Genomic DNA, 25,611 nt, shown 5'->3' with positions numbered 1-25,611 from the left:
CAGGTCAGGGCACATGACAACGGTGTTCAGTGCCGCGTTGCCGGATACCCCCCACCCGTAGTTCACTGTGATCCGGGACGACCACAGGAGGGTGTCTGCCATGGGGGCTGGGCATGACCACGGCCATGCGCACTCGCACGCGCCGACCACCGGTACGGCCGCCGCGGCCTACCGCGGCAGACTGCGCGTCGCGCTGTCGATCACGCTTGGCGTGATGGTGGTCGAGATCGTCGGCGGGGTCCTCGCGGACTCCCTCGCGCTGATCGCGGACGCGGCGCACATGGCGACCGACGCGCTGGGCCTCGGCATGGCCCTGCTCGCCATCCACTTCGCCAACCGGCCGGCGACCGGCAACCGCACCTTCGGGTACGCCCGCGCCGAGATACTGGCCGCGCTCGCCAACTGTCTGCTGCTGCTCGGGGTGGGCGGGTACGTCCTGTACGAGGCGGTGCAGCGGTTCTTCACGCCGGCCGCCACCGAGGGCGGGCTGATGATCTGGTTCGGCGCGATGGGCCTGGTGGCGAACCTGGTCTCGCTCACGCTGCTGATGCGGGGCCAGGCGGAGAGCCTGAACGTGCGGGGGGCGTTCCTGGAGGTCGCGGCGGACGCGCTGGGCTCGGTCGCGGTGCTGATCTCGGCGGTGGTCATCCTGACCACCGGCTGGCAGGCGGCCGACCCGGTCGCCTCGCTGGTCATCGGCCTGATGATCGTGCCGCGCACGGTGAAGCTGCTGCGCGAGACGCTCGACGTGCTGCTGGAGTCGGCGCCCAAGGACGTCGACATGGCGGAGGTGCGGGCGCACATCGTCGCCCTGGACGGCGTACAGGACGTGCACGACCTGCACGCGTGGACGATCACCTCGGGGCTGCCGGTGCTGTCGGCGCACGTGGTGGTGCGCTCGGAGGTGCTGAACGCGATCGGCCACGAGAAGATGCTCCACGAGCTCCAGGGCTGCCTCGGCCACCACTTCGACGTGGAGCACTGCACCTTCCAGCTGGAGCCGAGCGGCCACGCGGAGCACGAGGCACGGCTCTGCCACTGAGCGGTTCCGAGCGGCGCCCCGAATTCGCACATTCGTTCAGTACGGTTCCCGGGACCCGGCTTCGGGCAAGATCACCCACCGGGCCCCGGTGCCGTGCGCGGCGTTCACCGGAAGTGCCGGGAGCGGCGGACGAGTACGGCAGACTGGGGCGCGAGGACCGATGCGAAGGATGGGTATGCCGATCACACCTGCCACGGCGCCGGACCGTTCACCGAACGGCGCCGCGGACGCGATTTTGCTGGAACTGGTCGACGAGGACGGCGTGACGATCGGCACCGCGGAGAAGCTCACCGCCCACCAGCCGCCGGGGCAGCTGCACCGCGCCTTCTCGGTGTTCCTCTTCGACGAGCAGGGCCGGCTGCTCATCCAGCGGCGGGCGCTCGGCAAGTACCACTCCCCCGGCGTCTGGTCCAACACCTGCTGCGGTCACCCCTACCCGGGCGAGGCGCCGTTCGCGGCGGCGGCCCGGCGCACCTTCGAGGAGCTCGGGGTGTCCCCGTCGCTGCTCGCGGAGGCGGGCACGGTCCGCTACAACCACCCGGACCCGGCGTCGGGACTGGTCGAGCAGGAGTACAACCACCTGTTCGTCGGGATGGTGCAGGCGCCGCTGCGGCCGGACCCGGAGGAGGTCGGCGAGACGGCCTTCGTGACGCCCGCCGAGCTGTCCGAGCGGCACGCGAAGGACACGTTCTCCTCCTGGTTCATGACCGTGCTGGACGCGGCCCGTCCCGCCGTACGGGAGCTGACGGGCCCGTCGGCCGACTGGTGACCCTCAGGACGGCCGGGGGGACTTGAGCGGCACGGCCGCCCAGATCACCTTGCCGCCGCCCGATGTGTGCTCGACGTCGCACGCCCCGCCCGCCTCCCTGGCGATCTCCCGCACCAGGAGCAGTCCCCGGCCGCCGGTCCGGCCGTGGTCGGCCTCCAGGGCGGTCGGGCGGTAGGGGTGGTTGTCCTCCACGGCCACCCGCACCCACTCGGCCCCGACGGCGACCTCCACCGCGAGCGTCGGCGACAGCAGCGCCGCGTGCCTGACGGCGTTGGTCACCAGCTCGGAGACGATCAGCAGCAGCCCCTGGACCAGGTCGTCCGAGACGGGCACCCCCTGACGGTGCAGCAGGTCCCGCACGGCGTGCCGGGCCTGCGGGACGGAGGCGTCGACGGCCGGTGCGGTGAACCGCCAGACACCTTCGTAGGGCAGCGGTCGCGGCACCGGGTTCTCCAGGGGGTCCAGAGGTGCGTCCGCGCCGTCTGCCGGGCGTGGGTCGGGCCCGCGCCCCTGGTTCTCCATCGTCCGGTCGCCGCCCTCGCGCTCGATTGTCACCACGCGTCGAGTGTTGGCACCGGGGCACCCACCGTCGGACGACTGAACAGAAGTCAGCAGTTATCGAGCGGTTCCGACCGTCTGCGTATGACCTGGTGGTGACTGCGACCGTTCCTGTCCCGGTTAGCATCCGGGCCATGGAGCCCGAACTGCTGCACGGCGTCACCGACGGGGTCGCCACCGTCGTCCTGCACCACCCGGCGAAGCGCAACGCCATGACGGTCGCGATGTGGGAGGCGCTGCCCCCGCTGCTGGACACGCTGGCCGCCGATCCCGGGGTGCGGGCACTGGTGCTGACCGGCGCGGGCGGCACCTTCTGCGCGGGGGCCGACATCTCCACGCTGCGGGTCTCGCCGGAGGACGCGCAGACCCTGGCGGTGCGGGCCGAGGAGGCCCTGGCGGCGTTCCCGAAGCCGACCCTGGCGGCGGTGAAGGGGCACTGCGTGGGCGGCGGCGCGCAGCTCGCGGCGGCGTGCGACCTGCGGTTCGCCGAGGAGGACGCGCTGTTCGGGGTGACCCCGGCGAAGCTGGGGATCGTCTACCCGTCCTCCGCGACCCGGCGGCTGGTGTCGCTGGTCGGTCCCGCGACCGCCAAGTACCTGCTGTACTCCGGCGAACTCGTCGACGCGGAGCGCGCCCTGCGCACGGGCCTGGTCGACGAAGTGCTGCCCGCGGGCGGACTGGACGAGCGGGTCGCGGAGTTCACCGGGGTGCTGCTGTCGCGGTCGCGGCTGACGCAGGCCGCCGCGAAGGAGTTCGCGAACGGCCGCACGGACCGGGACGCCCACTGGGCCGCGCAGGCCCGGGGCAGCGGCGACACGGCGGAGGGCGTCGCCGCGTTCCTGGAGGGCAGGCCGCCCCGGTTCAGCTGGACGGCGTCGGGGTGAACCGGCTGCGGGCCCGCAGCGCGGCCACGAGGTGCGCGGGCGCCTTGTGCGGGGCGCCCGCGTCGTAGGGCGGCTGCGGGTCGTACTCGGTGGCCAGCTGTACGGTCCTGGCGTGGTCGTCCCCCGCGATCCGGCCGAGCAGCGTGAGCGCCATGTCGATGCCGGAGGACACCCCGGCCGCGGTGACGTACTTGCCGTCGGTGACCACCCGCTCCCCCGTCGGCTCGGCGCCGAACCGCGTCAGCTGGTCCAGGGCCAGCCAGTGCGAGGTGGCGCGCCGGCCCCGCAGCAGCCCGGCGGCGGCCAGCAGCAGGGAGCCGGTGCACACGGACGTCGTCCAGACACTGGTGGCGTCGACGGCCCGCAGCCAGTCCAGCAGGGTCTCGTTCTCCATCTGCGGGGTCTGACCCGGCCCGCCCGGCACCACCACGATGTCGGGGCGCGGCACCTCGGCCAGGGTCCGGTCGGCGACCAGAGCGAGGTTCCCGGTGTCGGTGCGCAGCGGTCCGGTCCGCTCGGCGGCGAACACCGTCTCCGCCCCGGGCAGCCGCGCCAGGATCTCGTACGGCCCCACGGCGTCGAGGGCGGTGAACCGGTCGAAGAGGACGATGGCGATCTGCACGGGGTTTCCTTACCTCGGAGGGACGGCCGGGCGGAACCGGCGGCGGTACTCCGCCGGAGCCGTGCCGAAGGCTTTGACGAAGGCTCGGCGCATCGCCTCGGGGGTGCCGTAGCCGGTGGCGCGGGAGATCTCCTCGACGCCGTCGGCGGTGTCCTCCAGACGGCGGCGGGCGTGTTCGAGGCGAACCAGGTCGACGTAGCGGCCGGGGGTCGTACCGGTGTCGGCGAGGAAGGCGCGGGCAAAGTGGCGGGGCGAGAGGCTGGCGCGGACGGCCAGCGACTCCACGCTCAGGTCGGCGGCCGGATGCTCGGTGATCCACTCCTGGACCTCCCGCAGGGGCTCGCGCCGCGCGGTGCGGGCAGCCGGCCGGACGCTGAACTGGGCCTGGTTCCCGGGCCTGCGCAGAAAGACGACCAGGTGGCGGGCGACGGCCAGGGCCGCGTCCCGGCCGAGGTCCTCCTCGACCAGGGCGAGCGCCAGGTCGATGCCCGAGGTGACGCCGGCCGACGTCCAGAGGGCGCCGTCCCGGACGTAGATCGGATCGGGGTCGACCTGGACGGCGGGATGGTCGCGGGCGAGGGTCGCGCAGTACGCCCAGTGCGTCGTCACCCGGTGGCCGTCGAGGAGTCCGGCCGCGGCGAGCAGGATCGCGCCGGTGCAGACCGACACCAGTCGCTCCGCGCGCGGGGCGCGCTCCCGCAGCCAGTCGGTCAGCGCCGGCGGGTACGACCGGGTGCCCTGCCCGCCGGGCACGAGGAGGGTGTGCGGGTCGCACGCGCGCGTGAGTGCCTCGTCCGGTACGACGGTCAGCCCGCTGGAGGTGCGCACCGGCGCCCCGTCCAGGGAGGCCGTGCGGACCCGGTAGGCGCCCGCGGTGTGCCGCTCGGCGCCGGTGAGGACCTCCAGGGGTCCGGTGACGTCGAGGCTCTGGACGCCGTCGAAGAGGACGACGAGGACGGTTCGCTGCGCCATGGGCACGATTCTTCGCGCGGCAGGTCATGGCGGCAATGACGAGTTTCCCACCTTTTCCGCCATGCGGGACGGTCGCGGCGGCATGACCCGGCGCCGTCGAGGTACTCGAAGGGCCCCGGGCCGCCGTGGCCCGGGTGAGGAAAGGGGAAACTCGTGTTCCGTGCGATCGCAGACGTACTGCGGCAGATCGGTGGCGCCGTCGCCACCGTCGTGACGCTGCCCTTCCGGGCGCTGGCCCGGCTCTTCGGCGGCGCGTCGGGCTCCACCAGGAGCCGCAGGGCCTGATGTCCGCGCCGGATCCCCGAGTGTCGGTGCCACCTGCCACAATTGCGGCGCAACCTCAGTGGAGAAGGCGGTACGGCTCGTGACGACACCCGGATCCATCGAAGTAGGGTCCATCGAAGGCAGGATCGCCGAGGAACTCGGCGTACGGGAGCGGCAGGTGAAGTCCGCGGTGGAGCTGCTCGACGGCGGCTCCACGGTGCCTTTCATCGCCCGCTACCGCAAGGAAGCGACCGAGATGCTCGACGACGCGCAGCTGCGCACGATCGAGGAGCGGCTGCGCTATCTGCGGGAGCTGGAGGAGCGGCGCACGGCGATCCTGGAGTCGGTGCGGGAGCAGGGCAAGCTCACCGACGCCCTGGAGGCGCAGATCCGCGGCGCCGAGACCAAGGCGCGGCTGGAGGACATCTACCTGCCCTACAAGCCCAAGCGGCGCACCAAGGCGCAGATCGCGCGCGAGGCGGGCCTGGAGCCGCTCGCGGAGGGCCTGCTGGGCGACCCGTCGGTCGATCCGCAGGCCGCGGCCGCCGCGTTCGTCGACGCCGACAAGGGTGTCGCCGATCCGCAGGCCGCCCTCGACGGCGCGCGGGCGATCCTGACCGAGCGGTTCTCGGAGGACGCCGACCTGATCGGCGAGCTGCGCGAGCGGATGTGGGTGCGCGGCCGGCTGGCCGCCAAGGTGCGCAACGGCAAGGAGGAGGCGGGCGCCAAGTTCGCCGACTACTTCGACTTCGCCGAGCCCTTCACCGCGCTGCCCTCGCACCGGATCCTAGCGATGCTGCGCGGCGAGAAGGAGGACGTCCTCGACCTCGTCCTGGAGCCGGAGGAGGCGACGGAGGGGCCTTCGTCGTACGAGGGGATCGTCGCCCAGCGGTTCCGGATCGCCGACCGCGGCCGGCCGGGCGACAAGTGGCTGACGGACACCGTCCGCTGGGCCTGGCGCACCCGCATCCTCGTCCATCTCGGCATCGACCTGCGGCTGCGGCTGCGCACGGCCGCCGAGGACGAGGCGGTGAACGTGTTCGCGGCGAACCTGCGCGACCTGCTGCTCGCCGCCCCGGCCGGCACGCGGTCGACGCTGGGCCTGGACCCCGGCTTCCGTACGGGCGTGAAGGTGGCCGTGGTCGACGCGACCGGCAAGGCCGTCGCGACGGACGTCATCTACCCGCACGTCCCGGCCAACAAGTGGGACGAGGCGATCGCCAAGCTCGCCCGCCTCGCGAAGGAACACTCGGTCGACCTGGTCGCGATCGGCAACGGCACGGCGTCCCGCGAGACCGACAAGCTGGCCGGTGAGCTGATCACCAGGCACCCGGAGCTGAAGCTCACCAAGGTGATGGTGTCCGAGGCGGGTGCCTCCGTGTACTCGGCCTCCGCGTTCGCCTCGCAGGAACTGCCCGGCATGGACGTGTCGCTGCGCGGCGCGGTGTCCATCGCGCGCCGGCTCCAGGACCCGCTCGCCGAGCTGGTGAAGATCGACCCGAAGTCGATCGGCGTCGGCCAGTACCAGCACGACCTGTCCGAGGTGAAGCTGTCGCGTTCGCTGGACGCGGTGGTGGAGGACTGTGTGAACGGCGTGGGCGTGGACGTGAACACCGCCTCGACGCCGCTGCTGGCCCGGGTCTCCGGCATCACCTCCGGACTCGCCGAGAACATCGTCGCCCACCGCGACGCCAACGGCCCCTTCACCTCCCGCACCCAGCTGAAGAACGTGGCGCGGCTGGGCCCCAAGGCGTACGAGCAGTGCGCGGGCTTCCTGCGGATCCGCGGCGGCGACGACCCGCTGGACGCCTCCAGCGTGCACCCGGAGGCGTACCCGGTGGTGCGGCGGATGGTGAAGACCTCCGGCCAGGAGGTGGCGGTCCTCGTCGGCAACACGGGCGTCCTGCGCTCGCTGCGGCCCGCCGACTTCGTGGACGACACGTTCGGTCTGCCGACCGTCACCGACATCCTCAAGGAGCTGGAGAAGCCCGGGCGCGACCCGCGGCCCGCCTTCAAGACGGCCACCTTCAAGGAGGGCGTGGAGAAGATCTCCGACCTGGCCTCCGGGATGGTCCTGGAGGGCGTGGTGACGAACGTGGCGGCCTTCGGCGCGTTCATCGACATCGGCGTCCACCAGGACGGCCTGGCGCATGTCTCCGCGCTGTCGAAGACGTTCGTCAAGGACCCGCGGGACGTGGTGAAGCCGGGTGACATCGTCAAGGTGAAGGTCCTCGACGTGGACATCCCGCGTAAGCGGATCTCCCTGACCCTCCGCCTGGACGACGAGGCGCAGGCGAAGCCCGCCTCCGGGGGTGAGCGCCGGCCGCAGCGGGGTGGGCGTCCGCCTCAGCAGCGACAGCAGCAGCAGCGGCAGGCACCCGCTCCGGCCAACAGCGCGATGGCCGACGCCTTGCGCAAGGCGGGTCTGGTGGACCCGAAGAAGGGCAAACGCTGACTCTCGAGTGCCCCGCGCCCTGAACGGGCGCGGGGCCGTCAGTGTTCGGAGACCTTCCCCGCCACGACCTCGAACCGCCGGGTGACCCGCACCGCCTCCAGCATCCGCCGGTCATGGGTCACCAGCAGCAACGTGCCCTCATACGCGTCGAGCGCCGACTCCAGCTGCTCGATGGCCGGCAGATCCAGATGGTTCGTCGGTTCGTCGAGGACAAGGAGATTGACCCCCCGCCCCTGGAGAAGGGCCAGCGCCGCCCGCGTGCGCTCACCGGGTGACAGCGTCACCGCCGACCGCATCACGTGGTCCGCCTTGAGCCCGAACTTGGCCAGCAGGGTGCGTACTTCGGCCGGCTCGGTGTCCGGCACCGCCGCACAGAACGCGTCCAGCAGCGCCTCCGAGCCGAGGAACAGCTTCCGCGCCTGGTCCACCTCACCCACCAGCACGCCCGAGCCGAGCGCGGCGGCCCCCGCGTCGAGCGGGATCCGCCCGAGCAGCGCGGCGAGCAGCGTGGACTTGCCCGCGCCGTTCGCGCCGGTCACCGCGACCCGGTCGGCCCAGTCGATCTGCAGGGTCACCGGGCCGAGGCGGAAGTCGCCGCGCCGTACCTCGGCGTCGCGCAGGGTGGCGACGACCGCGCCGGAGCGCGGGGCGGACGCGATCTCCATGCGCAGCTCCCACTCCTTGCGGGGCTCCTCGACGACGTCCAGGCGTTCGATCATGCGCTGGGTCTGCCGGGCCTTCGCGGCCTGCTTCTCGCTGGCCTCGCTGCGGAACTTGCGGCCGATCTTGTCGTTGTCGTTGTTCGCCTTGCGGCGCGCGTTCTTGACACCCTTGTCCATCCAGGACCGCTGCATCTGCGCCCGGTCCTGGAGCGCGCCCTTCTTGTCGGCGTACTCCTCGTAGTCCTCGCGCGCGTGCCGGCGGGCCACGTCCCGCTCCTCCAGGTAGGCGTCGTAGCCGCCGCCGTAGAGGTTGATCTGCCGCTGGGCGAGGTCGAGTTCGAGGACCTTGGTGACGGTGCGGGTGAGGAACTCGCGGTCGTGGCTGACGACGACGGTGCCGGCGCGCAGGCCGGTCACGAACCGTTCGAGGCGCTCCAGGCCGTCCAGGTCGAGGTCGTTGGTCGGTTCGTCGAGGAGGAAGACGTCGTAGCGGGAGAGCAGGAGGGAGGCGAGGCCCGCGCGGGCGGCCTGGCCGCCGGAGAGGGAGGTCATCGGCTGCTCCAGGCCGACGGCGAGGCCGAGGGAGTCGGCGACCTCCTCGGCCCGCTCGTCCAGGTCGGCGCCGCCGAGCCCGAGCCAGCGCTCCAGGGAGGTGGCGTAGGCGTCGTCCGCGCCGGGGGCGCCGTCGACCAGGGCCTGGGTCGCCTCGTCCATCGCGCGCTGCGCCTCGGCGACTCCGGTGCGGCGGGCGAGGAACTCCCCTACGGTCTCGCCGGGGCGGCGCTCGGGTTCCTGGGGCAGATGGCCGACGGTCGCGGTGGGCGGGGAGAGCCGCAGTTGGCCCTCCTCGGGCGTGGTGAGCCCGGCGAGCATCGTCAGCAGGGTGGACTTGCCCGCGCCGTTGGCACCGACAAGACCGATCACGTCACCGGGGGCGACGACGAGGTCGAGCCCGGAGAAGAGGGAGCGGTCGCCGTGCCCGGCGGCGAGGTTCTTGGCGACAAGGGTGGCGGTCACAGGTCGTAGATCCTAGCGGCCCGTCTCTCCCGCCGTGACCTCGCCGATCTCCGGTCCGTTCGGTTACCGTCCCGGGGTGGACACCGGGGCGAACGGCGAAGTGATCGTGGTCGGGGGCGGGGTCGTGGGGCTGGCGACGGCCGTCGTGCTGGCCGAGCGCGGACTGCGGGTGCGGGTCTGGACCCGGGATCCCGTGGAGCGGACCACCTCGGCCGTGGCCGGGGCGCTGTGGTGGCCGTACCACATAGAGCCGGTGGCGACGGCCCGGCGATGGGCGCTGCGCTCGCTGGAGGTGTACGAGGAACTGGCCGCCCGGCCCGAGGAGACCGGGGTGCGGCTGGTCGAAGGCGCCATGGGCGGGACGGACCCGGCGGACGTCGAGGGCTGGGCGGCGGGCCGGCTGGCCGTGCTGCGCCGGGCCACGGAGCGGGAGTACCCGGCCGGGGCCGCGATGTGGGCGCGGCTGCCGTTGATCGACATGGCCGTGCATCTGCCGTGGCTGCGGCAGCGGTTGCTGCGGGCGGGCGGCACGGTCGAGGAGCGCACGGTGACCGACCTGGCCGAGGCCGAGGCGCCGGTCGTCGTCAACTGCGCGGGCCTGGGCGCGCGGGAGCTGGTGGGCGACCTGTCGGTGCGGCCCCAGCGCGGGCAGCTGGTCGTGGTCGAGAACCCCGGGGTCGACACCTGGCTCGTCGCCGCGACCTCGGGCGCCGAGCTGGTGTATCTCTTCCCGCAGCCCGGCCGGCTGCTGCTGGGCGGCACGGCCGAGGACGACGCGTGGTCGCGGGAGCCGGATCCGGCGGTGGCCGAGGGGATCGTACGGCGGTGTGCCGGCTTGCGTCCGGAGGTCGCCGGGGCGCGGATCCTGGAGCACCGGGTGGGGCTGCGGCCGGTGCGGCCCGCGGTGCGGCTGGAGCGGGAGGCACTGCCCGACGGGCGGGTGCTGGTGCACCACTACGGGCACGGCGGGGCGGGGGTGACGGTGGCCTGGGGCTGCGCGGAGGAGGCGGCCGCACTGGCCGCCTCCTCCTGGCGGCCGTCCCCTACGGGATCCGGTACGGGTCCTGCGGTGTGGTGACGCCGTCCAGGGGCCCGGAGTCGGGCGTGACCGGCGTGGCTCCGGCCGTGGCGGCGGCGAAGGCGGCGGTGCCGCCGACGAACGGGACCCGGGCCGAGGTCCGGGACAGGTCCAGGGTGAGCGTCGGGGTGTCGGCGGGCGGGTCGATGAGGTCCCGGTCGGTGCCCGCGACGATCAGCGCGAGGCGGTGTCCGGCGGGGACGACGTGGTCGGTGGCCGCCAGGTCGAGGGTGATGGTGTAGGCCCGGCCCGGGGTGAGCGGGACGCCCTTGCCGGGGTTCGCGGAGGTGCCGAGGTCGGCCCAGCCGCGGCTGAGGACGGTCTGCTCGACGTCGGTGGTCCGTGGCTTCGTCTCCCGGTAGCAGGCGCTGTCGCCGGGTGTGCTCGCGCCCCAGCAGGTGCGGTCGGTGAGCGTGGTGATGCCCTCGCCGCTCGCCGCGTAGTCGCGGACGGTGTCGGGGCCGAGGTCGACCAGGACGGCGGAGAGATGGGCTGTCGCGGTGGTCGGGGTCGCGGTGACGGTGACCTTCGAGGAGCCGGACAGGCGCAGGTCCCTGGTGAGCGGCCCGGTGGTGAAGCCCGCCTTGTCGGAGGTCGGGGTGTCGATCCGTGCGGCCCAGTCGGTCTCGCTCAGCCGCGGGTCGTCGGTGAGGGTCTCGGTGCCGTTGCTCTTGCGCAGACCGAGGGTGCCGACGCCCGCCCGGGGGCCGGTGGCCGGGCGCAGGGTCGCGCCGGCCGTGCCGCGCGGCGGCCAGACCTTGGAGGTGGCCCACTGGTCGGGGTGGCGTTCGACGTCGGCCATGGGCTCGCGGTCGACACCGTTGTCGTAGCCGAGGAGTTCGTGGTCGAACCAGCGGTGCAGGGTGTCCACCCAGGCGGCGCGGCGGAAATCGAAGGGGTCGACGTGGCCGGTCTGGGACAGCCAGATCTTCCGCTCGACGCCGTTCTTCGCCAGGGCGTCCCACCACTGGCCGAAGTGCTTGGTGCGGACGTTGAGGTCCTGCATTCCGTGGACGACGAACACGCTGGCCCGTACCTTGCGGGCGTCCTTGACGTAGTCCCGCTCGGTCCACAGGGAGGTCCGGTCGCCGGTGCGCGGGGCCCCGTCGACGATCCTCCGTTGCACGGCGGCGCACTTGGCGCGGGCGGCGGGGCTGTCGACGTAGTCGGAGAGCCAGTCGGGTCCCGAGTCGTAGAGGGGCGCGCCCTGCGAGAAGTAGTAGTCGTACCAGGAGGAGATGGCGGCGATCGGGACGATCGTCCTGAGTCCCTTCACGCCGGTCGCGGCGACGCCGTTGGCGATGGTGCCGTCCCAGCTCTTGCCGATCATGCCGGTTCTGCCGTTGGTCCAGCCGGCCTTCGCGGCGGTGGTGCCGGTGCGGGTGGTGTACGCCCTGGCGCGGCCGTTCAGCCAGTCGACGACGGCCTTCGCGGAGAGGATGTCGGAGCGTCCGCCGACGTCGACGCAGCCGTCGGAGCGGTTGGTACCGGCCAGGTCGACGCCGACGAAGGCGTAGCCGCGCGGCACGAAGTAGTTGTCGTAGAACAGCGGCATCTGTACGACGTTCCCGGCGGCGTCGTAGGTCTTGCGCTGGCTCTCGTTGCCGCGCCCGCAGCAGGAGTAGTAGGGGCTGGCGTCCATGATGACGGGCACCTTGCGGCCCTGGGCGGCGGGTTCGCGGGGGCGGACGATGTCGACGGCCACCCGGTCCCGCCTGCCGTCGCCGTCCCCGTCGAGTCCGGTGTCGACCCAGACGGCCTCACGGATCGCGTCGGCGTAGGAGTAGACGGGCCGGCTCTCGCGCGGGGTTCCGTGGGCGGCTGCCGGGGTGAGGAAGGCGGCCAGCAGCAGGGTGACGGCGGCGGTCGCGAGCGGTCTCCAGATCGTGGGGCGCATGCGCGGGACGGTACAGCGGGCAACTCCCGTGCAGAAGAGGGCGTTTGTGAGCCTGCTGTGGTCCGGCTGTGCCAGATGGCCGGAACTCGCCCACCGGGTGGTGTGGGGGCGGGCGTGGACTGAAGTGGACTCCATAGGCTCCGAGCGGACTCCACCCCCCACGACTTGGAGCTCTCGTGCACCGCAGAATCCTTGTGCCCGGCGCGCTCGCCGCCGCGTCCGTCCTGCTGGCGATCCCGGCGTCCGCCGCGGGCGCCTCCCCCGGCGCGCCGGGCATCGGCGACCCCTACTACCCGGCGTACGGCAACGGCGGGTACGACGTCTCCCACTACGACCTGCGGCTGACGTACCAGCCGGCGACGGACCGCCTGGAGGGGACCGCGACGGTCCTCGCCCGGACCACGCAGGATCTGTCGAGCTTCGACCTGGACTTCCTGCTGGATGTCAGCGAGGTGCGGGTCAACGGCGTCACGGCCTCCTTCGCGGCCTCCGGCGAGCACGAACTGGTCGTCACCCCGAAGTCCCCGCTGGTGAAGGGGACACCCGTCACGGTCGTCGTCCGCTACGCCGGGGTGCCGTCGACGAAGAGCGCGTACGGCTTCTCCACCTGGCACCGCACCCCGGACGGCGCGGTCGCGGCGGACGAGCCGGAGTCGGCCTGGTGGTGGTTCCCGAGCAACGACCATCCCCTCGACAAGGCGACCTACGACGTCTCGGTGGCCGTACCGGACGGCACCCGGGCGATCTCCAACGGCACGCTCCGTTCGACGACCTCGCGGCTGGGCTGGACCCGCTACAACTGGCGGCAGGACAAGCCGCAGGCGACCTATCTGGCCACCCTGGCGCTGGGGAGGTTCGACATCACGACGAGCACCTCGGAGGGCGGTGTCCCGGTCGTCAACGCCTACAGCAGGGACCTGGGGGACGACGACGGGGCGGCCCGCGCGAGCGTGGAGCGCACCGGGGAGATCGTCGACTGGCTGAGCGGGTACTTCGGGCCGTATCCCTTCGGCTCGGCGGGCGGGTACGTGCCCAACACGACCACGAGTTACGCGCTGGAGACGCAGACCCGCGTGTTCTACAGCCCGCGGCAGTTCGCGAACGGCTCCAACACCTCCGTCGTCGTCCATGAGCTGGCCCACCAGTGGTACGGGGACTCCGTGTCCCTGAAGGGCTGGCGGGACATCTGGCTCAACGAGGGGTTCGCGCGGTACGCGCAGTGGCTGTGGTCCGAGCACGAGGGCGAGGGCACGGCTCAGGAACTCGCCGACTACGTGTACGCCTCGCATCCGGCCGACGACCCGTTCTGGACGGTGAAGCCGGGCGACCCGGGCGCCGAGAACCAGTTCGACACCGCCGTGTACGACCGGGGCGCGCTCGCCGTGCAGGCACTGCGGAACGAGATCGGCGACGACGCGTTCTTCGCCGTGCTGAAGGGCTGGCCGCGGACGTACGCGTACGGCAGCGCCGACATCGCCGACTTCCGGGCGTACGCCGAGCAGGTGTCAGGGAAGCCCCTGGAGGCGCTGTTCGACACCTGGCTGTTCCGGCCGTCGAAGCCGGCGTCCGGCGCGAGGACCGTCGCCGCACCCGTGCGGCCGAAGTCGTGGCAGAAGATCGCGGCGACGAACTCCGTGCACCAGAACTGAGTCACGGCGCGCCTGCCGGGTATCACCATGCGAAGGAAGCGTGGAGACAGAGGGGGGCCAGTCATGGCGGGGGCGGGCAACGGCAACGAGGCAACATGGCGGGTCCTGGCGGGGATCGGCGGGGTGGGGGTCGGTATCGGCCTGATCGCGGGAGTCCCCGTACTGAGCCTGATGGGGGCGCTCTTCGTCTTCGTCGGTCTGATCGGGCTGATGGCCACACGAAGCAAGTAGCACCCTCTGTGGGCTAGTCGTGGTCGTACACCGTGACCGCGATGCCCCGCCGTACCAGTCGCTCGGTGACAAGGGGTTCGATCCGTGACCACTTGCCACCGGCGAGGCCGCAGCCTATGCGGGGCATGTGCACGGAGGCGCCGAGGCCGGCCGCGTGATCCGCGAGCCGGCCCAGCGCGGTGTCGACGGCGTCGTAGCGCACCGGGACGCCCTTGCTGCCGGTGCGTGTTCCGCGCTGGCCGATCATGTTGGCGATCCAGACGTCCGGCTTCACCTGGACGAGCTGGACCGCGCCCAGGCCGAAGTCGTTGGCGGAGCGCTCGCGGTGCCAGAGGCGGTAGGCCGCCTCCGGCTCCGGCCAACGGCGTGAGAGGGCCAGCACGAAGCCCTTTCCCCATCCCCCGATGTCGTTGCAGACATGGGCGATCACCTTGACGCCCTTCACCGACGGAACGGTGGCGTCGCCCCGCACATATGTGATCCCCGACATGAAGCCACCGTAGGCGATGCCACTGACAGTGGCCGCGCGGTCCGGGAGCGGGTGTCACAGCAATGGTGGGACAGCGATACTGCTGCACATGACGAGCAAGGCCGACGAAGCCGCCGAGCAGACCCTCACGGTCGACGAACTGGCCGCCCGCGCCGGCGTCACGGTGCGCACGGTCCGCTTCTACAGCGGCCGGGGCCTGCTGCCGCCGCCGGCGATCGGCCCGCGCCGGGTGGGGCTCTACGGTCCGGGGCACCTGGCGCGCCTCGCCCTCATCGAGGAGCTCCAGCGGCAGGGCATGACGCTCGCGGCGATCGAGCGCTACCTGGGGCAGCTGCCACCCGGTCTCGACGCGCGCGACCTCGCCATCCACCGCGCGGTGGTCGCCTCCTGGGCGCCGGACACGGTCGAGACGGTGACGGCGGAGGAACTGCGGGCGCGCGCGGGGCGGCAACTGTCCGAGGCGGACGTGGAGCGGCTGGTGGCGATGGACATCGTCGAAAAGGCGCCCGGGGAGGCGGCCGACGGCGGCTACCGCGTCGACTGTGGGCTGCTCCCGCTCGGGGTGCGGCTGCTCGACGTGCCCCTGTCGCCTGAGGTGATCCTGGCGGCGCGCACCGCGCTGATCGAGCACTCGCGCGCGGCGGCGCACGACCTGTCCCGGCTGCTGCGGGAGGCGGTGGCCGAACGGGACGCGCGGGACGTGCGGTCGCTGACCGCCGACATGCACCCCCTGGTGGTGCAGGCCCTGCTGACCACCTTCCAGCGGTCGCTGCGGGCGGAGCTGCGGGAGTGGCTGGTCCAGGAGACGGACGGCTGACGCTCTGACGGGAGCGGTCAGTGGCGGGTCGGGCTGCGGCGGGTCGGTCTGCGGCCCCACGCCTGGCCCGGTGTCTCGACGTACCGGTACGTCAGCACGCACAGGGGCAGCAGCACCGCGAAGAAGGCCGCTTCGAGCAGCGGGCTGTCCCGGCGCACCCGGCCGATCGTGCCGGCGACCACCGCGAGCAGCACCGGGTGCAGCAGGTAGACCGAGTAGCTGATCGTGCCGAGTCCGCTCAGCGGGCGCGGGATCCGGCGGCGGCGCACCGCGAGTCCGGCGCCGAAGGTGAGCACGGCCAGCAGGAACGCCGTGATCCAGCCGCGCCGGGTGAAGTAGGCGCCGTCGCCGTAGTGGTAGGCGCTGCCCACGGCGCAGACGATCACCACGGCCGCCGCGCAGGCCGTGACCCGCCGGCTGCTCTGTCCGTGTTCGGCGCGGTGGACGGCGGTGCCGAGGAACATCACGGCGAGGATCACCAGGCTCTCCCATATCGGGACCGTGCTGTTGAACGCGGCCAGGGCGAGCGCCGTGACCCCGCCCAGCAGGCCGCCGAAGACGCGCAGGGCGGGCGGCCCGGCGCTCGCGCAGCCGAGGGCGGCCACCATGGCGGCGCAGACGAGCGCGACCAGCGGGCCGGTGCCGAGCGCGTCGGAGAGGGCCGAGGCGGGCAGCGCGCCGCCCGCCGCCGCGCCGACGACGGCGAGCCCCGCCAGGAGCACGGCGACCGCCGCCGAGGGCCGGTGCAGACGGACCGTGAACAGGGCGACCACCAGCAGGTAGAAGGCCATCTCGTAGGACAGCGTCCACAGGACCAGCAGGAGGTTGGGCGTGCCCAGCAGTTCCTGGAGGAGGGTGAGGTGGGCGGCGGCCACCGTGGGCACGCTCTCGCCGCCGAAGTGGGCGCGCAGCCGGGCGACGCCCGCCAGGTCGAGGACGAGGACGGCGGTGACGGCGACCGCCCACAGCGGGTAGAGGCGGAAGATCCGTCCGGTCCAGAAGCTCCGGACGCAGCCCCGGCGCTCCAGGGAGGCGGGGATGATGTAGCCGCTGACGAGGAAGAACACCATGATCCCGTAGCGGCTGGTGTTGAAGTGCGGCATCACGTCCCGCCGGAGTTCCGGCAGGAAGTGCTGCGACGAGTGGTCGAGGACCACGACCAGTGCCGCGATGCCGCGCAGCGCGTCCAGCCAGCCCAGCCGTGAGCGTTCCGCGCCGTCCACTCAGCGGGCGTCGGTGAAGGTCTCTCCCCGTTCCGCCTTGGCGACCAGCAGGGCGGGCGGGGTGAAGCGGTCGCCGTAGCGTTCGGCGAGTTCACGCGCGCGTGCGACGAAACCGGGCAGGCCTCCGTCGTAGCCGTTGATGTACTGGAGCACGCCGCCGGTCCAGCCCGGGAAGCCGATGCCGAAGAGGGAGCCGATGTTGGCGTCGGCGACGGAGGTGAGAACGCCCTCCTCCAGGAGCCGGACGGTGTCGAGGGCCTCCGAGAAGAGCATGCGTTCCTGCATGTCCTCGAAGGGGATCTCGCTGCCCGCGCGCGTGAAGTGCTCGCGCAGGCCCGGCCAGAGGGCGCCTCGGCCGCCGTCCTCGCCGTACTCGTAGAAGCCCACTCCCCCGCTGCGGCCGGGGCGGCCGAACTCGTCGACCATGCGGTCGATGACGGCTTCGGCGGGGTGGCCGGGCCAGGTGCCGCCGGCCTCCTCGACGGCCCGCCTGGACTCGCGGCGGATCTTCTGCGGGAGGGTGAGTGTCAGTTCGTCCATCAGGGACAGCACCTTGGCCGGGTAGCCGCACTGTGCCGCCGCCTGCTCGACCGACGCGGGCTCGATGCCCTCGCCGACCATGGCGACGCCCTCGTTGATGAAGTGGCCGATGACCCGGGAGGTGAAGAAGCCGCGCGAGTCGTTGACGACGATCGGGGTCTTCCTGATCTGCCGGACCAGGTCGAAGGCGCGCGCCAGGGCCTCGTCGCCGGTGCGCTCGCCCTTGATGATCTCGACGAGCGGCATCTTGTCGACCGGCGAGAAGAAGTGCAGCCCGATGAAGTCCTCCTGACGCTCCACGCCCTCGGCGAGGGCGGTGATGGGAAGCGTGGAGGTGTTGGAGCACAGCAGCGCGTCGGGGGCGACGACCTGCTCGATCTCCTGGAAGACCTTGTGTTTGAGGGCGGTGTCCTCGAAGACGGCCTCGATGACGGCGTCACAGCCCGCGAGGTCGGCGGGGTCGGCGGTGGGGGTGATGCGGGCGAGCAGCGCGTCCGCCTTCTCCTGGGTGGTGCGGCCCCGGGAGACGGCCTTGGCGCAGAGCTTCCCGGAGTAGTCCTTGCCCTTGGCAGCGGCCTCCGGCGACACGTCCTTCAGGACGACGTCGATGCCCGCGCGGGCGCACGAGTAGGCGATGCCGGCGCCCATCATCCCGGCGCCCAGGACGGCCACCCTGCGGACCTGGCGGGGCTCGACGCCCTTGGGGCGGTTGGCGCCGGAGTTGACGGCCTGGAGGTCGAAGAAGAACGCCTGGATCATGTTCTTCGACGTCTGGCCCGCCGCGAGTTCGACGAAGTAGCGGGCCTCGATGACCTGTGCGGTCTCGAAGTCGACCTGGGAGCCCTCGACGGCGGCGGCCAGGATGGCCCGCGGCGCCGGATAGGGGGCGCCGCCGGTCTGCTTGCGCAGGGTGGCGGGGAAGGCGGGCAGGTTGGCGGCGAACTTGGGGTTGGCGGGGGTGCCGCCGGGGATGCGGTGGCCCGGCCTGTCCCAGGGCTGCCGGGACTCCGGGTTGGCGTCGACGAAGGCGCGGGCCTTGGCGAGGAGTTCCTCGGGGGTGGCGGCCACGTCGTCGATCAGGCCGTTCTCCAGGGCCTTGCGGGGGCTGTACTGGGTGCCCTGGAGGAGGACCTTCAGGAGGGCGTCGGCGATGCCCAGCAGGCGCACGGTGCGCACGACGCCGCCGCCTCCGGGGAGCAGCCCGAGGGTGACCTCGGGGCAGCCGATCTTCGAGCCGGGGGCGTCGAGGGCGACGCGGTGGTGGCAGGCGAGGGCGAGTTCGTAGCCGCCGCCCAGGGCGGCGCCGTTGAGGGCCGCGACGACGGGTTTGCCGAGGGTCTCGATGCGGCGCAGGTTGCGCTTGATCTCCAGGCCGCCGTCGAACAGCTCCTGGGCGGTCTCGGGGGTGACGCGGATCAGGTCGCGCAGGTCGCCGCCGGCGAAGAAGGTCTTCTTGGCGGACGTGAGGATGATGCCGCGAATGGTGTCCTTCTCGGCCTCCAGGCGGTCGGTGACCGCGGCGAGGGAGGCGCGGAACGCCGCGTTCATGGTGTTCGCGGACTGGTCGGGGTCGTCGAGGACGAGGGTGACCAGGCCGGTGCGGTCCTGTTCCCAGCGGATGGTGGTGCTCTCGGTCATGACGGGCTCTCCGTAGAAGTCTCTGGACTGCGCTGGGGTGGTCAGACGCGTTCGACGATCGTGGCGACGCCCATGCCGCCGCCGACGCAGAGGGTGGCGAGGCCGTAGCGCTTGTCCTGGCGCTCCAGTTCGTCGACGAGCGAGCCGAGGATCATGGCGCCGGTGGCGCCGAGCGGGTGGCCGAGGGCGATGGCGCCGCCGTTGACGTTGACCTTGTCGAGGGACAGGCCCATGTCCTTGACGAAGCGCAGGACGACCGCCGCGAACGCCTCGTTGATCTCGACGAGGTCGATGTCGTCGATGGTCAGCCCGGCCTTCGCGAGGGCCTTGCGGGTGGCGGGGGCGGGGCCGGTGAGCATGATGGTCGGCTCGGAGCCGGAGACGGCGGCGGAGACGATCCGCGCGCGCGGGGTGAGGCCGTACCGCTCGCCGACCTCCCTGGAGCCGATGGCGACCAGGGAGGCGCCGTCGACGATGCCGGAGGAGTTGCCCGCGTGGTGGACGTGGTCGATCTTCTCCACCCAGTGGTACTTCTGCAGCGCCACCGCGTCGAAGCCGCCGAGTTCGCCGATGTCGGCGAAGGAGGGCTTGAGCTTCCCCAGGGAGTCGGCGGTGGTGCCGGGGCGCGGATGCTCGTCGTGGTCGAGGACGACGAGGCCGGCGCGGTCCTTCACGGGGACCACGGAGCGGTCGAAGCGGCCCTCCTTCCAGGCGGTGGCGGCGCGCTCCTGGGACAGGGCCGCGTACTCGTCGACGTCGCGCCGGGAGAAGCCCTCGATGGTGGCGATGAGGTCGGCCCCGATGCCCTGGGGCACGAAGTTGACGGCCAGGTTGGTCATCGGGTCGTTGAACCAGGCGCCGCCGTCGGAGGCCATCGGCACCCGGGACATCGACTCGACGCCGCCCGCGAGGACCAGGTCCTCCCAGCCCGCGCGGACCTTGGCGGCGGCCAGGTTGACGGCCTCCAGACCCGAGGCACAGAAGCGGTTCTCCTGGACGCCGGCCACCGTGTCCGGCAGGCCGGCCGCGATGGCGGCGATCCGCGCGATGTCGGAGCCCTGGTCGCCCACGGGGCCGACGACGCCGAGCACGATGTCGTCGATCGCGGCCGGGTCGAGGCCCGGGAAGCGGGCGCGCAGTTCGTGGATGAGGCCGACGACGAGGTCGATGGGCTTCGTGCCGTGCAGGGCGCCGTTCGCCTTTCCGCGCCCGCGCGGGGTGCGGATCGCGTCGTACACATACGCTTCGGTGCTCACAGGGGGCCTTTCAGTGAGGGTCCGGGAGGCGGGGGTCCCGGGAGTCCCGGGGGCCGGCGAGGATGCGGGGGACGTCCCAGTCCCGGGCGACGGCGGCCGTGTCGGCGCCGGGCCCGGCCGGGCCGCTGCGGACGGAGGTCGGGGTCGCGGAGAAGCGGGGCGCGGGGGCCGGCTGGGTGAGACCGCCGTGGTCGGTGAAGGTGCCGCGGGCGGCTAAGTGCGGGTGGTGCGGGGCCTCGCCCAGCGACAGGACGGGCGCCACGCACGCGTCCGTGCCCTCGAACAGGGCCGTCCACTCGTCCCGGTTACGGGTCCGGAAGCGGGCGGCGACCGCCTCGCGCAGGTCGCCCCAGCGGGCCCGGTCCTTGCGGGCGTCGGCGAAGTCCTCGAGGCCCAGGAGGATCACGAACTCGTCGTAGAACTGCGGCTCCAGGGCGCCGACCGCCATGTACCCGCCGTCGGCGGTCTCGTAGGTGCCGTAGTACGGGCAGCCGCCGTCCAAGAGGTTGACGCCGCGCCGGTCCCGCCAGCCGCCGGCGGCGAGCATGCCGTGGAGCATGGCGGAGAGGTGGGCGGTGCCGTCCACGATGGCCGCGTCGACGACCTGGCCGTCGCCCGTCACGCGCGCGTGGTGGAGCGCGGCGAGGACGCCGACGACGAGGTAGAGGGAGCCGCCCGCGTAGTCGCCGAGCAGGTTGGCGGGGGCGGGCGGCGGCCGGTCGGGGTCGCCGATCACCCCGAGGGCGCCGGTGAGCGCGATGTAGGCGATGTCGTGCCCGGCACGCCCGGCGAGGGGGCCCTGCTGGCCCCAGCCGGTCATCCTGCCGTACACCAGCCGGGGGTTGCGGGCGTGGCAGTCCTCGGGGCCGACGCCCAAGCGCTCGGCGACGCCCGGGCGGTTGCCCTCGATCAGGACGTCGGCGCGGGCGGCGAGGTCGAGCACGCGCGCGGGGCCGTCCGGCGCCTTGAGGTCGACGAGAACCGAGCGCTTGTTGCGGTTGGTGACGTCGTACGCCGGGTCGACGGCGATGGAGGGAACGCCGGGGCGGTCGACGCGGACGACGTCGGCGCCGAGGTCGGCGAGGAGCATGCCGGCGAACGGCCCGGGACCGATGCCGGCCAGTTCGACCACGCGCACACCGGCCAGCGGGCCGTGCCCTGGCGTTTCTGCCGTTGTCATACAGCCCCCTTGCTGTGACACAACCGATGTGACACCAGTGATGCTAGGAACGTGTTCCAGTGGACACAAGACCTGAACGAGCAAGCGCTTAGCCAGTGCGGGTCGGCGCTCAGTCGGCGTCGAGTTCCGCTATGAGCCGTTTGGGGGCGATGACGCGGTAGCTCTCCTCCACCCAGTCGCACAGCACCTCGGCCGCCGGGGCGCCCTTCTCCTCCAGCGGGACACGCACCCAGCCCGCCTTCCCCAGGCCGTACCCGGCCGGTTCGGCGCCCGGGAAGGCCAGCGCGTGGGCGTGGGCCGTGTCGTCCCGGAGCTTGACGGTGACTCCCAACGGGTGACTGCCGTCGTCGACGCCGAGGAAGACGAACACCTTCTTGTTGACCTTGGCGACCGACTCGCCCCACGGGAACTCCTCGGCCGCGCCCGGCAGACCGAGCGCGAACTCGCGTACTTTCTCCCACTTCTTCAGGGCGTTCCTGTCCACGGTCACCTGCCGCCTCCGGGCTCCTTGTCGGCCTCCGCACCCCTCACGCTAGCCTCAGCCACCGACAACGGCGCGGGCTGCGAAAGCAATGGGGTGTCATGAGCAGGCTGAAAATGACGGACCGTCCGTACGACATCGTGCTCTTCGGGGCGACCGGCTTCGCCGGGGCGCTCACCGCGGAGTACCTGGCCGCTCATGCCCCGGACGACGTGCGGTGGGCGATCGCCGGCCGGGACGCGGCGAAGCTGGAGCGGCTGCGCGAGCGGCTCGCTGTGAAGCCCGGGGTCCTGACCGCCGATGTCGCGGACCCCGCGTCACTGCGCGCCCTCGCCGAGCACGCGCGCGTGGTGGCCACCACCGTCGGCCCCTATGTGCGCCACGGCGAGGACCTCGTGGCCGCCTGCGCGGACACCGGCGCCGACTACCTCGACCTGTGCGGGGAGCCGGAGTTCGTGGACCTGACGTACGTCCGGCACGACGCACGCGCGCGTGAGACGGGGGCCCGGCTGGTGCACGCCGTCGGCTTCGACTCCGTCCCGCACGACCTGGGCGCGTACTTCACGGTCCGGCAGCTGCCGGAGGGCGTGCCGCTGACGGTGGACGGTTTCGTCACCGCCGACGCCACCTTCTCGGGCGGGACGCTGGCCTCGGCGCTGAACCAGTTCGCGCGCGGCCGGCAGCTTCTCGCCGCCGCCCGGGAACGGGGGCGGCACGAACCGCGGCTGATGGGGCGTCGGGCCTCGGCGCCGCTGGGCGTGCCCCGGTTCGCCCCGGAGGTGGGCGCCTGGGCGCTGCCCCTGCCGACCATCGACCCGCAGATCGTGCGCCGCTCGGCGAAGGCGCTGGCACGTTACGGCCCCGACTTCCGTTACCGCCACTACGCCGCCGTACGGCATCTGCCGGTCGCCGTGGGCGGGGTGGCGGCCGTCGGGACGCTCGCGGCGGCGGCCCAGGTGGCGCCCGCCCGGCGCTGGCTGTCGGACCGGCTGAAGCCGGGTGAGGGCCCGAGCGCGGAGAAGCGGGCGCGCAGCTGCTTCTCGGTGCGGTTCGTCGGCGAGGGCGGCGGACGGCGGGTGTACACGGAGGTCTCGGGCGGCGACCCCGGCTACGACGAGACGGCGAAGATGTTCGCCGAGGGGGCGCTGGCCCTGGCCTGCGACGACCTTCCGCCGACGGCGGGGCAGGTCACCACGGCGGTGGCGATGGGCGACGCCCTGACCGAGCGGCTGATCCGGGCCGGCATCCGCTTCCGGCTCGCGGCGAGCCGCTGAGCCTGCCCGCCGGACAGCTCTAGCCCGGCCAGTTGATGAGCGTGTAGATCATCCCGACGATCCAGCCGAACCCTGCCAGGGCGCCGAGGACGAGAGCGGCGTTCACGGCACGCTCGACGGGCCGGTTCGGGTCGGCCAGGGGCTGCGGGGCGCGGTGCGTCGCGCGGTGCGTGGTCATGCGCACAGCCTGTCGGGGGGCGGGCGGCTCGCACATCCGTACAGATACTCAGACGACGTACTCAGGCCGGGCACCAGACCGCGTGCTCGGACCGCGTGCTCAGGCCTCGTGCTCAGGCCGCCTCACGAAGCGCTCGCCGGCACAGCGCGTCCGCCCTGCGGGTGGTCTCCGGCAGGCGGTACTCCGGGGTGAGGGCGAGGGTGTGGGCGCAGGCGTTCTCCAGGCTCACGCGGTGGCCGACGGAGACGAAGACCGGCTTGACGCCCGCCCTGGTCCGCAGCGCCCGCCCGACCTCCTCACCGCCCGCGAGCAGGGGCGCGCCGGATCCCCGCGGCGCGTCCGGGTCGTCGTACGTGAAGGTGAACGGGTTCTTCGCGACGCCGATCGTGGGCAGGCCGGTGAGGACGCCGAGGTGGCTGGCGAGCCCGAAGCGGCGCGGGTGGGCGAGGCCGTAGCCGTCGCAGACCACCAGGCCGGGCGGGCCCGGCAGGGCGTCGAGGGCGGCCAGCACGGTGGGGATCTCACGGAAGGCGAGCAGGCCGGGCACGTACGGGAAGGAGACCCGCCCGACGGCGGTGGCCTCGGCGACCACGTCGAGAGTGGCCGCGTCCAGGACGACGGCCGCCGCCGCGACAACGTCCCGCTCGTCGTCGTAGGCGACGTCGACCCCGGTCACCCGGCCGGACCCGGGCGGTGGTCCGGGTTCGTCGAGCACCGCCCGGGCGCGCAGTCCGTCCTGGACGGCGCGGGCCGCTTCCTCGGTCACGGGCCAGCCCGCGGGAATGTTCACGATCGTCATGGTGGGGACGAGCGTACGGCTCCCGTCAGCCCTTGCGGTCCTCCAGGGCGCGCTGGAGCCGGCTCTTGTTCATACCTGAACGCCCCTTGATCCCGCGCTGCTTCGCCTCCTCGTAGAGCTGGTCGTAGGTGGGCCCCTGGGAGCCCCTGCCGGACCGCAGACCGCCGCGCCTGCCGGACGAGATGTCCTCCAGGGAGGTGCGGCTCGCGGTCTTCGACTCGCCGGCCCGGGCGCGTTCCTTGTTGACCGTCCGGGCGGCGATCTCCTCGGCTCGCCTCGTGCTCTCGCCGCGGTCGCGCGCACTCTCCTTGATGTGCTCGTACTGGCGTTCCCGTTTGGGGCTGGAACCGCGTGGCATGGACGCTCACTCCTCTCGCGTGCGTGCCCTCCGGGTACCCCCGATCCGGACTCATCCCTCCAGACGTGCCACACGGCCCTGCTCGCCCGCAGCCCAGCAGCCGAGGTCGGGGGCGCAGTCCACGGTGTCGTAGGAGCCGGTGTCGAGGGTGCGCCAGGTGCGGCCGGCGTCGGTGGTGAGGTCGGTGCCGGTGGGGCCCACCGCGAGGGCCGTGGTGCGGCTGTGCGGGAGCCAGGTCACGCCCGAGCGGTAGGCGGGCGGCGGGCCTGCGGCGGGGCGCCAGCTGCGGCCGGCGTCGCCGGTGGTGGCGGCGGCCTGCGGGGAGGGCTGGTCGGCGCGGTAGTCGCCGCCGACCGCGAGGCCGTGGACGCGGTCGCGGAACGCGAGGGCGAAGACACCGCGCGCGGGGTCACCGGCCGGGACCGGCGTGCCGGCGGCCGTCCAGGTGAGCCCCCGGTCGGCGGAGTGCAGTACACGCGCGTGTGCCGCTCCCCCGGTGGCCAGCCACACGTCCTTGGGTCCGGAGGACACCAGGCACTGGCCGCTCGCCGCGAAGCCCGCCTCGCCCTCCTGGGCGGCCGGCATGCCCCGGTCCGGCAGCACCTTCCAGGAACGGCCCCCGTCACTCGTCGACAGGATGCGGAACTTTCCGTCCACGGGGTCGCTCATCGCCAGGCCGTGGCGGCGGTCGAAGAAGGTCAGGCAGTCGTAGAAGGCGCGGGCGTCGGTGTTGCGGAAGGACTCCGTCCAGGTCGCTCCGCCGTCCTCGGTGCGGTACACGCGTGAGGACTCGCCCTCGCCGATGGCCAGCACCACGGCGCGGCGCGCGTCGAACGCCTCGATGTCGCGGAACTGCAGGTCGGAGGCGCCCGGCGGGGAGACGTTCCGCCAGTTCGCGCCGCCGTCGGTGGTGCGCAGCACGGTGCCCCCGGTGCCGGAGACCCACGCGGTGTGCCGGTCGACCGCCGACAGGCCGCGGAAGCGGACCGAGGGGGTGCCGGTGTCCGTGAGCCGCCAGTGCGGATCCCCGTGGGCCCCGGCGGGCGCGGGGGCCAGCACGGCGAGCGCCGCACCGCACACCGCTGCCAGAACCGTTCTTACCGTGCGTCGCGTCTTCCCCAAGGGCCTCATGGCGGGGGAAGCTAGCCCACGGTCACGGTGGCGTCCAGAGGCCCCCGTGGCCCCAACCGCCGTACCCGGCACGGCAGGAGAGCTTCGTCACTCCCGTGCATACGGGGCGGTGACCGAGGTCACTAGAGCCGGGTGTGCACGGATCG

The 25,611-nt window shown here is 72.8% G+C and carries 25 protein-coding genes; 10 read left to right on the top strand and 15 right to left on the bottom strand.

Annotated elements, in window-relative coordinates; genetic code table 11:
- Positions 1-100 precede the first annotated feature (100 nt).
- Together ACFPIH_RS50045 and idi are read left to right on the top strand one after the other, a co-directional pair.
- Complete coding sequence (locus tag ACFPIH_RS50045) at positions 101-1,042, top strand: cation diffusion facilitator family transporter (RefSeq protein WP_381181967.1); 942 nt, start codon at positions 101-103, stop codon at positions 1,040-1,042.
- Positions 1,043-1,217: 175 nt separating this feature from the next.
- On the top strand, positions 1,218-1,811 hold the full coding sequence (gene idi / locus ACFPIH_RS50040; RefSeq protein WP_381181969.1) for an isopentenyl-diphosphate Delta-isomerase: 594 nt from the start codon (positions 1,218-1,220) through the stop codon (positions 1,809-1,811).
- 3 nt (positions 1,812-1,814) lie between these two features.
- Here idi and ACFPIH_RS50035 read toward each other — a convergent pair whose 3' ends face one another.
- Positions 1,815-2,333: an ATP-binding protein gene (locus tag ACFPIH_RS50035; RefSeq protein ID WP_381182054.1), complete on the bottom strand. Its 519-nt coding sequence runs from the start codon at positions 2,331-2,333 to the stop codon at positions 1,815-1,817.
- Between the two features lie 170 nt (positions 2,334-2,503).
- On the opposite strand from ACFPIH_RS50035, the gene ACFPIH_RS50030 reads away from it, so the two are divergent.
- On the top strand, positions 2,504-3,253 hold the full coding sequence (locus ACFPIH_RS50030) for an enoyl-CoA hydratase/isomerase family protein (protein WP_381181971.1): 750 nt from the start codon (positions 2,504-2,506) through the stop codon (positions 3,251-3,253).
- On the opposite strand, the gene ACFPIH_RS50025 is transcribed toward ACFPIH_RS50030, so the two are convergent.
- Both ACFPIH_RS50025 and ACFPIH_RS50020 read right to left on the bottom strand, forming a co-directional pair.
- Positions 3,231-3,875, bottom strand: coding sequence for a DJ-1/PfpI family protein (locus ACFPIH_RS50025; RefSeq protein ID WP_381181973.1), 645 nt, complete (start codon positions 3,873-3,875; stop codon positions 3,231-3,233). The two genes, ACFPIH_RS50030 and ACFPIH_RS50025, sit on opposite strands and share 23 nt — an antisense overlap.
- 9 nt (positions 3,876-3,884) lie before the next feature.
- Positions 3,885-4,847, bottom strand: coding sequence for a GlxA family transcriptional regulator (locus ACFPIH_RS50020; RefSeq protein ID WP_381181975.1), 963 nt, complete (start codon positions 4,845-4,847; stop codon positions 3,885-3,887).
- Positions 4,848-5,000: 153 nt separating this feature from the next.
- Between ACFPIH_RS50020 and ACFPIH_RS50015 the strand changes: the two genes are divergently transcribed.
- Both ACFPIH_RS50015 and ACFPIH_RS50010 read left to right on the top strand, forming a co-directional pair.
- Positions 5,001-5,132 carry an LPFR motif small protein gene (locus ACFPIH_RS50015; protein WP_020129452.1) on the top strand — a complete coding sequence of 44 codons (132 nt, stop codon included), beginning with the start codon at positions 5,001-5,003 and terminating at the stop codon, positions 5,130-5,132.
- A gap of 79 nt (positions 5,133-5,211) precedes the next feature.
- On the top strand, positions 5,212-7,566 hold the full coding sequence (locus ACFPIH_RS50010; RefSeq protein ID WP_381181977.1) for a Tex family protein: 2,355 nt from the start codon (positions 5,212-5,214) through the stop codon (positions 7,564-7,566).
- A gap of 38 nt (positions 7,567-7,604) precedes the next feature.
- Here the strand turns inward: ACFPIH_RS50010 and ACFPIH_RS50005 are convergent, their stop codons facing one another.
- Positions 7,605-9,245, bottom strand: a complete 1,641-nt coding sequence (locus ACFPIH_RS50005; RefSeq protein WP_381181979.1) for an ABC-F family ATP-binding cassette domain-containing protein — start codon at positions 9,243-9,245, stop codon at positions 7,605-7,607.
- Positions 9,246-9,321: 76 nt separating this feature from the next.
- On the opposite strand from ACFPIH_RS50005, the gene ACFPIH_RS50000 reads away from it, so the two are divergent.
- The gene (locus tag ACFPIH_RS50000) at positions 9,322-10,323 is read left to right on the top strand and encodes an NAD(P)/FAD-dependent oxidoreductase (RefSeq protein WP_381181981.1); all 1,002 of its coding nucleotides are present in this window, start codon (positions 9,322-9,324) and stop codon (positions 10,321-10,323) included.
- Here the strand turns inward: ACFPIH_RS50000 and ACFPIH_RS49995 are convergent.
- Entirely contained in the window at positions 10,289-12,220 is a 1,932-nt protein-coding gene (locus tag ACFPIH_RS49995) for a Xaa-Pro dipeptidyl-peptidase (protein WP_381181983.1), read from the bottom strand. The two genes, ACFPIH_RS50000 and ACFPIH_RS49995, sit on opposite strands and share 35 nt — an antisense overlap.
- 176 nt (positions 12,221-12,396) lie before the next feature.
- Between ACFPIH_RS49995 and ACFPIH_RS49990 the strand changes: the two genes are divergently transcribed.
- Both ACFPIH_RS49990 and ACFPIH_RS49985 read left to right on the top strand, forming a co-directional pair.
- Positions 12,397-13,869 carry a M1 family metallopeptidase gene (locus ACFPIH_RS49990; protein WP_381181985.1) on the top strand — a complete coding sequence of 491 codons (1,473 nt, stop codon included), beginning with the start codon at positions 12,397-12,399 and terminating at the stop codon, positions 13,867-13,869.
- Between the two features lie 63 nt (positions 13,870-13,932).
- The gene (locus tag ACFPIH_RS49985) at positions 13,933-14,100 is read left to right on the top strand and encodes a hypothetical protein (RefSeq protein ID WP_381181987.1); all 168 of its coding nucleotides are present in this window, start codon (positions 13,933-13,935) and stop codon (positions 14,098-14,100) included.
- Between the two features lie 13 nt (positions 14,101-14,113).
- Here the strand turns inward: ACFPIH_RS49985 and ACFPIH_RS49980 are convergent, their stop codons facing one another.
- Positions 14,114-14,590 (bottom strand): macro domain-containing protein, encoded by a 477-nt coding sequence (locus ACFPIH_RS49980; protein ID WP_381181989.1) that lies wholly within the window; start codon positions 14,588-14,590, stop codon positions 14,114-14,116.
- Between the two features lie 88 nt (positions 14,591-14,678).
- Here ACFPIH_RS49980 and ACFPIH_RS49975 point away from each other — a divergent pair, with 88 nt between their 5' ends.
- Entirely contained in the window at positions 14,679-15,407 is a 729-nt protein-coding gene (locus ACFPIH_RS49975; RefSeq protein ID WP_381181991.1) for a MerR family transcriptional regulator, read from the top strand.
- 17 nt (positions 15,408-15,424) lie between these two features.
- Here ACFPIH_RS49975 and ACFPIH_RS49970 read toward each other — a convergent pair whose 3' ends face one another.
- From ACFPIH_RS49970 to ACFPIH_RS49950, 5 genes are all read right to left on the bottom strand, one after another.
- Positions 15,425-16,630 carry an acyltransferase family protein gene (locus ACFPIH_RS49970; protein ID WP_381181993.1) on the bottom strand — a complete coding sequence of 402 codons (1,206 nt, stop codon included), beginning with the start codon at positions 16,628-16,630 and terminating at the stop codon, positions 15,425-15,427.
- On the bottom strand, positions 16,631-18,808 hold the full coding sequence (locus ACFPIH_RS49965) for a 3-hydroxyacyl-CoA dehydrogenase NAD-binding domain-containing protein (RefSeq protein WP_381181994.1): 2,178 nt from the start codon (positions 18,806-18,808) through the stop codon (positions 16,631-16,633). It abuts the gene before it with no gap.
- A 41-nt stretch (positions 18,809-18,849) separates the two neighbouring features.
- Entirely contained in the window at positions 18,850-20,064 is a 1,215-nt protein-coding gene (locus ACFPIH_RS49960; RefSeq protein WP_381181996.1) for an acetyl-CoA C-acetyltransferase, read from the bottom strand.
- Between the two features lie 10 nt (positions 20,065-20,074).
- Positions 20,075-21,244 (bottom strand): CaiB/BaiF CoA transferase family protein, encoded by a 1,170-nt coding sequence (locus tag ACFPIH_RS49955; protein WP_381181997.1) that lies wholly within the window; start codon positions 21,242-21,244, stop codon positions 20,075-20,077.
- Between the two features lie 109 nt (positions 21,245-21,353).
- Positions 21,354-21,734: an MmcQ/YjbR family DNA-binding protein gene (locus ACFPIH_RS49950; RefSeq protein WP_381181999.1), complete on the bottom strand. Its 381-nt coding sequence runs from the start codon at positions 21,732-21,734 to the stop codon at positions 21,354-21,356.
- Positions 21,735-21,826: 92 nt separating this feature from the next.
- On the opposite strand from ACFPIH_RS49950, the gene ACFPIH_RS49945 reads away from it, so the two are divergent.
- The gene (locus ACFPIH_RS49945) at positions 21,827-22,999 is read left to right on the top strand and encodes a saccharopine dehydrogenase family protein (RefSeq protein WP_381182001.1); all 1,173 of its coding nucleotides are present in this window, start codon (positions 21,827-21,829) and stop codon (positions 22,997-22,999) included.
- 19 nt (positions 23,000-23,018) lie between these two features.
- Here ACFPIH_RS49945 and mmpA read toward each other — a convergent pair whose 3' ends face one another.
- The 4 genes from mmpA to ACFPIH_RS49925 all read right to left on the bottom strand — a co-directional run bounded on the left by mmpA (position 23,019) and on the right by ACFPIH_RS49925 (position 25,465).
- Entirely contained in the window at positions 23,019-23,177 is a 159-nt protein-coding gene (mmpA, locus tag ACFPIH_RS49940; protein WP_381182003.1) for a morphogenic membrane protein MmpA, read from the bottom strand.
- A gap of 112 nt (positions 23,178-23,289) precedes the next feature.
- On the bottom strand, positions 23,290-23,976 hold the full coding sequence (locus ACFPIH_RS49935; RefSeq protein WP_381182005.1) for an endonuclease V: 687 nt from the start codon (positions 23,974-23,976) through the stop codon (positions 23,290-23,292).
- Between the two features lie 25 nt (positions 23,977-24,001).
- Positions 24,002-24,334 carry a plasmid stabilization protein gene (locus tag ACFPIH_RS49930; protein WP_381182007.1) on the bottom strand — a complete coding sequence of 111 codons (333 nt, stop codon included), beginning with the start codon at positions 24,332-24,334 and terminating at the stop codon, positions 24,002-24,004.
- Between the two features lie 51 nt (positions 24,335-24,385).
- Complete coding sequence (locus ACFPIH_RS49925; protein WP_381182008.1) at positions 24,386-25,465, bottom strand: beta propeller repeat protein; 1,080 nt, start codon at positions 25,463-25,465, stop codon at positions 24,386-24,388.
- Positions 25,466-25,611: the final 146 nt, after the last annotated feature.

It is taken from the genome of Streptomyces vulcanius (assembly GCF_042653945.1).
Taxonomy (GTDB): Bacteria; Actinomycetota; Actinomycetes; order Streptomycetales; family Streptomycetaceae; genus Streptomyces; species Streptomyces mangrovi.
The sequence above is the reverse complement of the archived record's forward strand: the minus strand, read 5'-3'. Positions and strand labels throughout refer to the sequence as shown.

Coding starts and splice junctions, on each gene's coding strand:
- ACFPIH_RS50045 (WP_381181967.1), top strand. CDS start 101: ATGGGGGCTGGGCATGACCACGGCCATGCGCACTCGCACGCGCCGACC.
- idi (WP_381181969.1), top strand. CDS start 1,218: ATGCCGATCACACCTGCCACGGCGCCGGACCGTTCACCGAACGGCGCC.
- ACFPIH_RS50035 (WP_381182054.1), bottom strand. CDS start 2,333: ATGGAGAACCAGGGGCGCGGGCCCGACCCACGCCCGGCAGACGGCGCG.
- ACFPIH_RS50030 (WP_381181971.1), top strand. CDS start 2,504: ATGGAGCCCGAACTGCTGCACGGCGTCACCGACGGGGTCGCCACCGTC.
- ACFPIH_RS50020 (WP_381181975.1), bottom strand. CDS start 4,847: ATGGCGCAGCGAACCGTCCTCGTCGTCCTCTTCGACGGCGTCCAGAGC.
- ACFPIH_RS49995 (WP_381181983.1), bottom strand. CDS start 12,220: ATGCGCCCCACGATCTGGAGACCGCTCGCGACCGCCGCCGTCACCCTG.
- ACFPIH_RS49985 (WP_381181987.1), top strand. CDS start 13,933: ATGGCGGGGGCGGGCAACGGCAACGAGGCAACATGGCGGGTCCTGGCG.
- ACFPIH_RS49980 (WP_381181989.1), bottom strand. CDS start 14,590: ATGTCGGGGATCACATATGTGCGGGGCGACGCCACCGTTCCGTCGGTG.
- ACFPIH_RS49975 (WP_381181991.1), top strand. CDS start 14,679: ATGACGAGCAAGGCCGACGAAGCCGCCGAGCAGACCCTCACGGTCGAC.
- ACFPIH_RS49965 (WP_381181994.1), bottom strand. CDS start 18,808: ATGACCGAGAGCACCACCATCCGCTGGGAACAGGACCGCACCGGCCTG.
- ACFPIH_RS49955 (WP_381181997.1), bottom strand. CDS start 21,244: ATGACAACGGCAGAAACGCCAGGGCACGGCCCGCTGGCCGGTGTGCGC.
- ACFPIH_RS49945 (WP_381182001.1), top strand. CDS start 21,827: ATGAGCAGGCTGAAAATGACGGACCGTCCGTACGACATCGTGCTCTTC.
- mmpA (WP_381182003.1), bottom strand. CDS start 23,177: ATGACCACGCACCGCGCGACGCACCGCGCCCCGCAGCCCCTGGCCGAC.
- ACFPIH_RS49935 (WP_381182005.1), bottom strand. CDS start 23,976: ATGACGATCGTGAACATTCCCGCGGGCTGGCCCGTGACCGAGGAAGCG.
- ACFPIH_RS49930 (WP_381182007.1), bottom strand. CDS start 24,334: ATGCCACGCGGTTCCAGCCCCAAACGGGAACGCCAGTACGAGCACATC.
- ACFPIH_RS49925 (WP_381182008.1), bottom strand. CDS start 25,465: ATGAGGCCCTTGGGGAAGACGCGACGCACGGTAAGAACGGTTCTGGCA.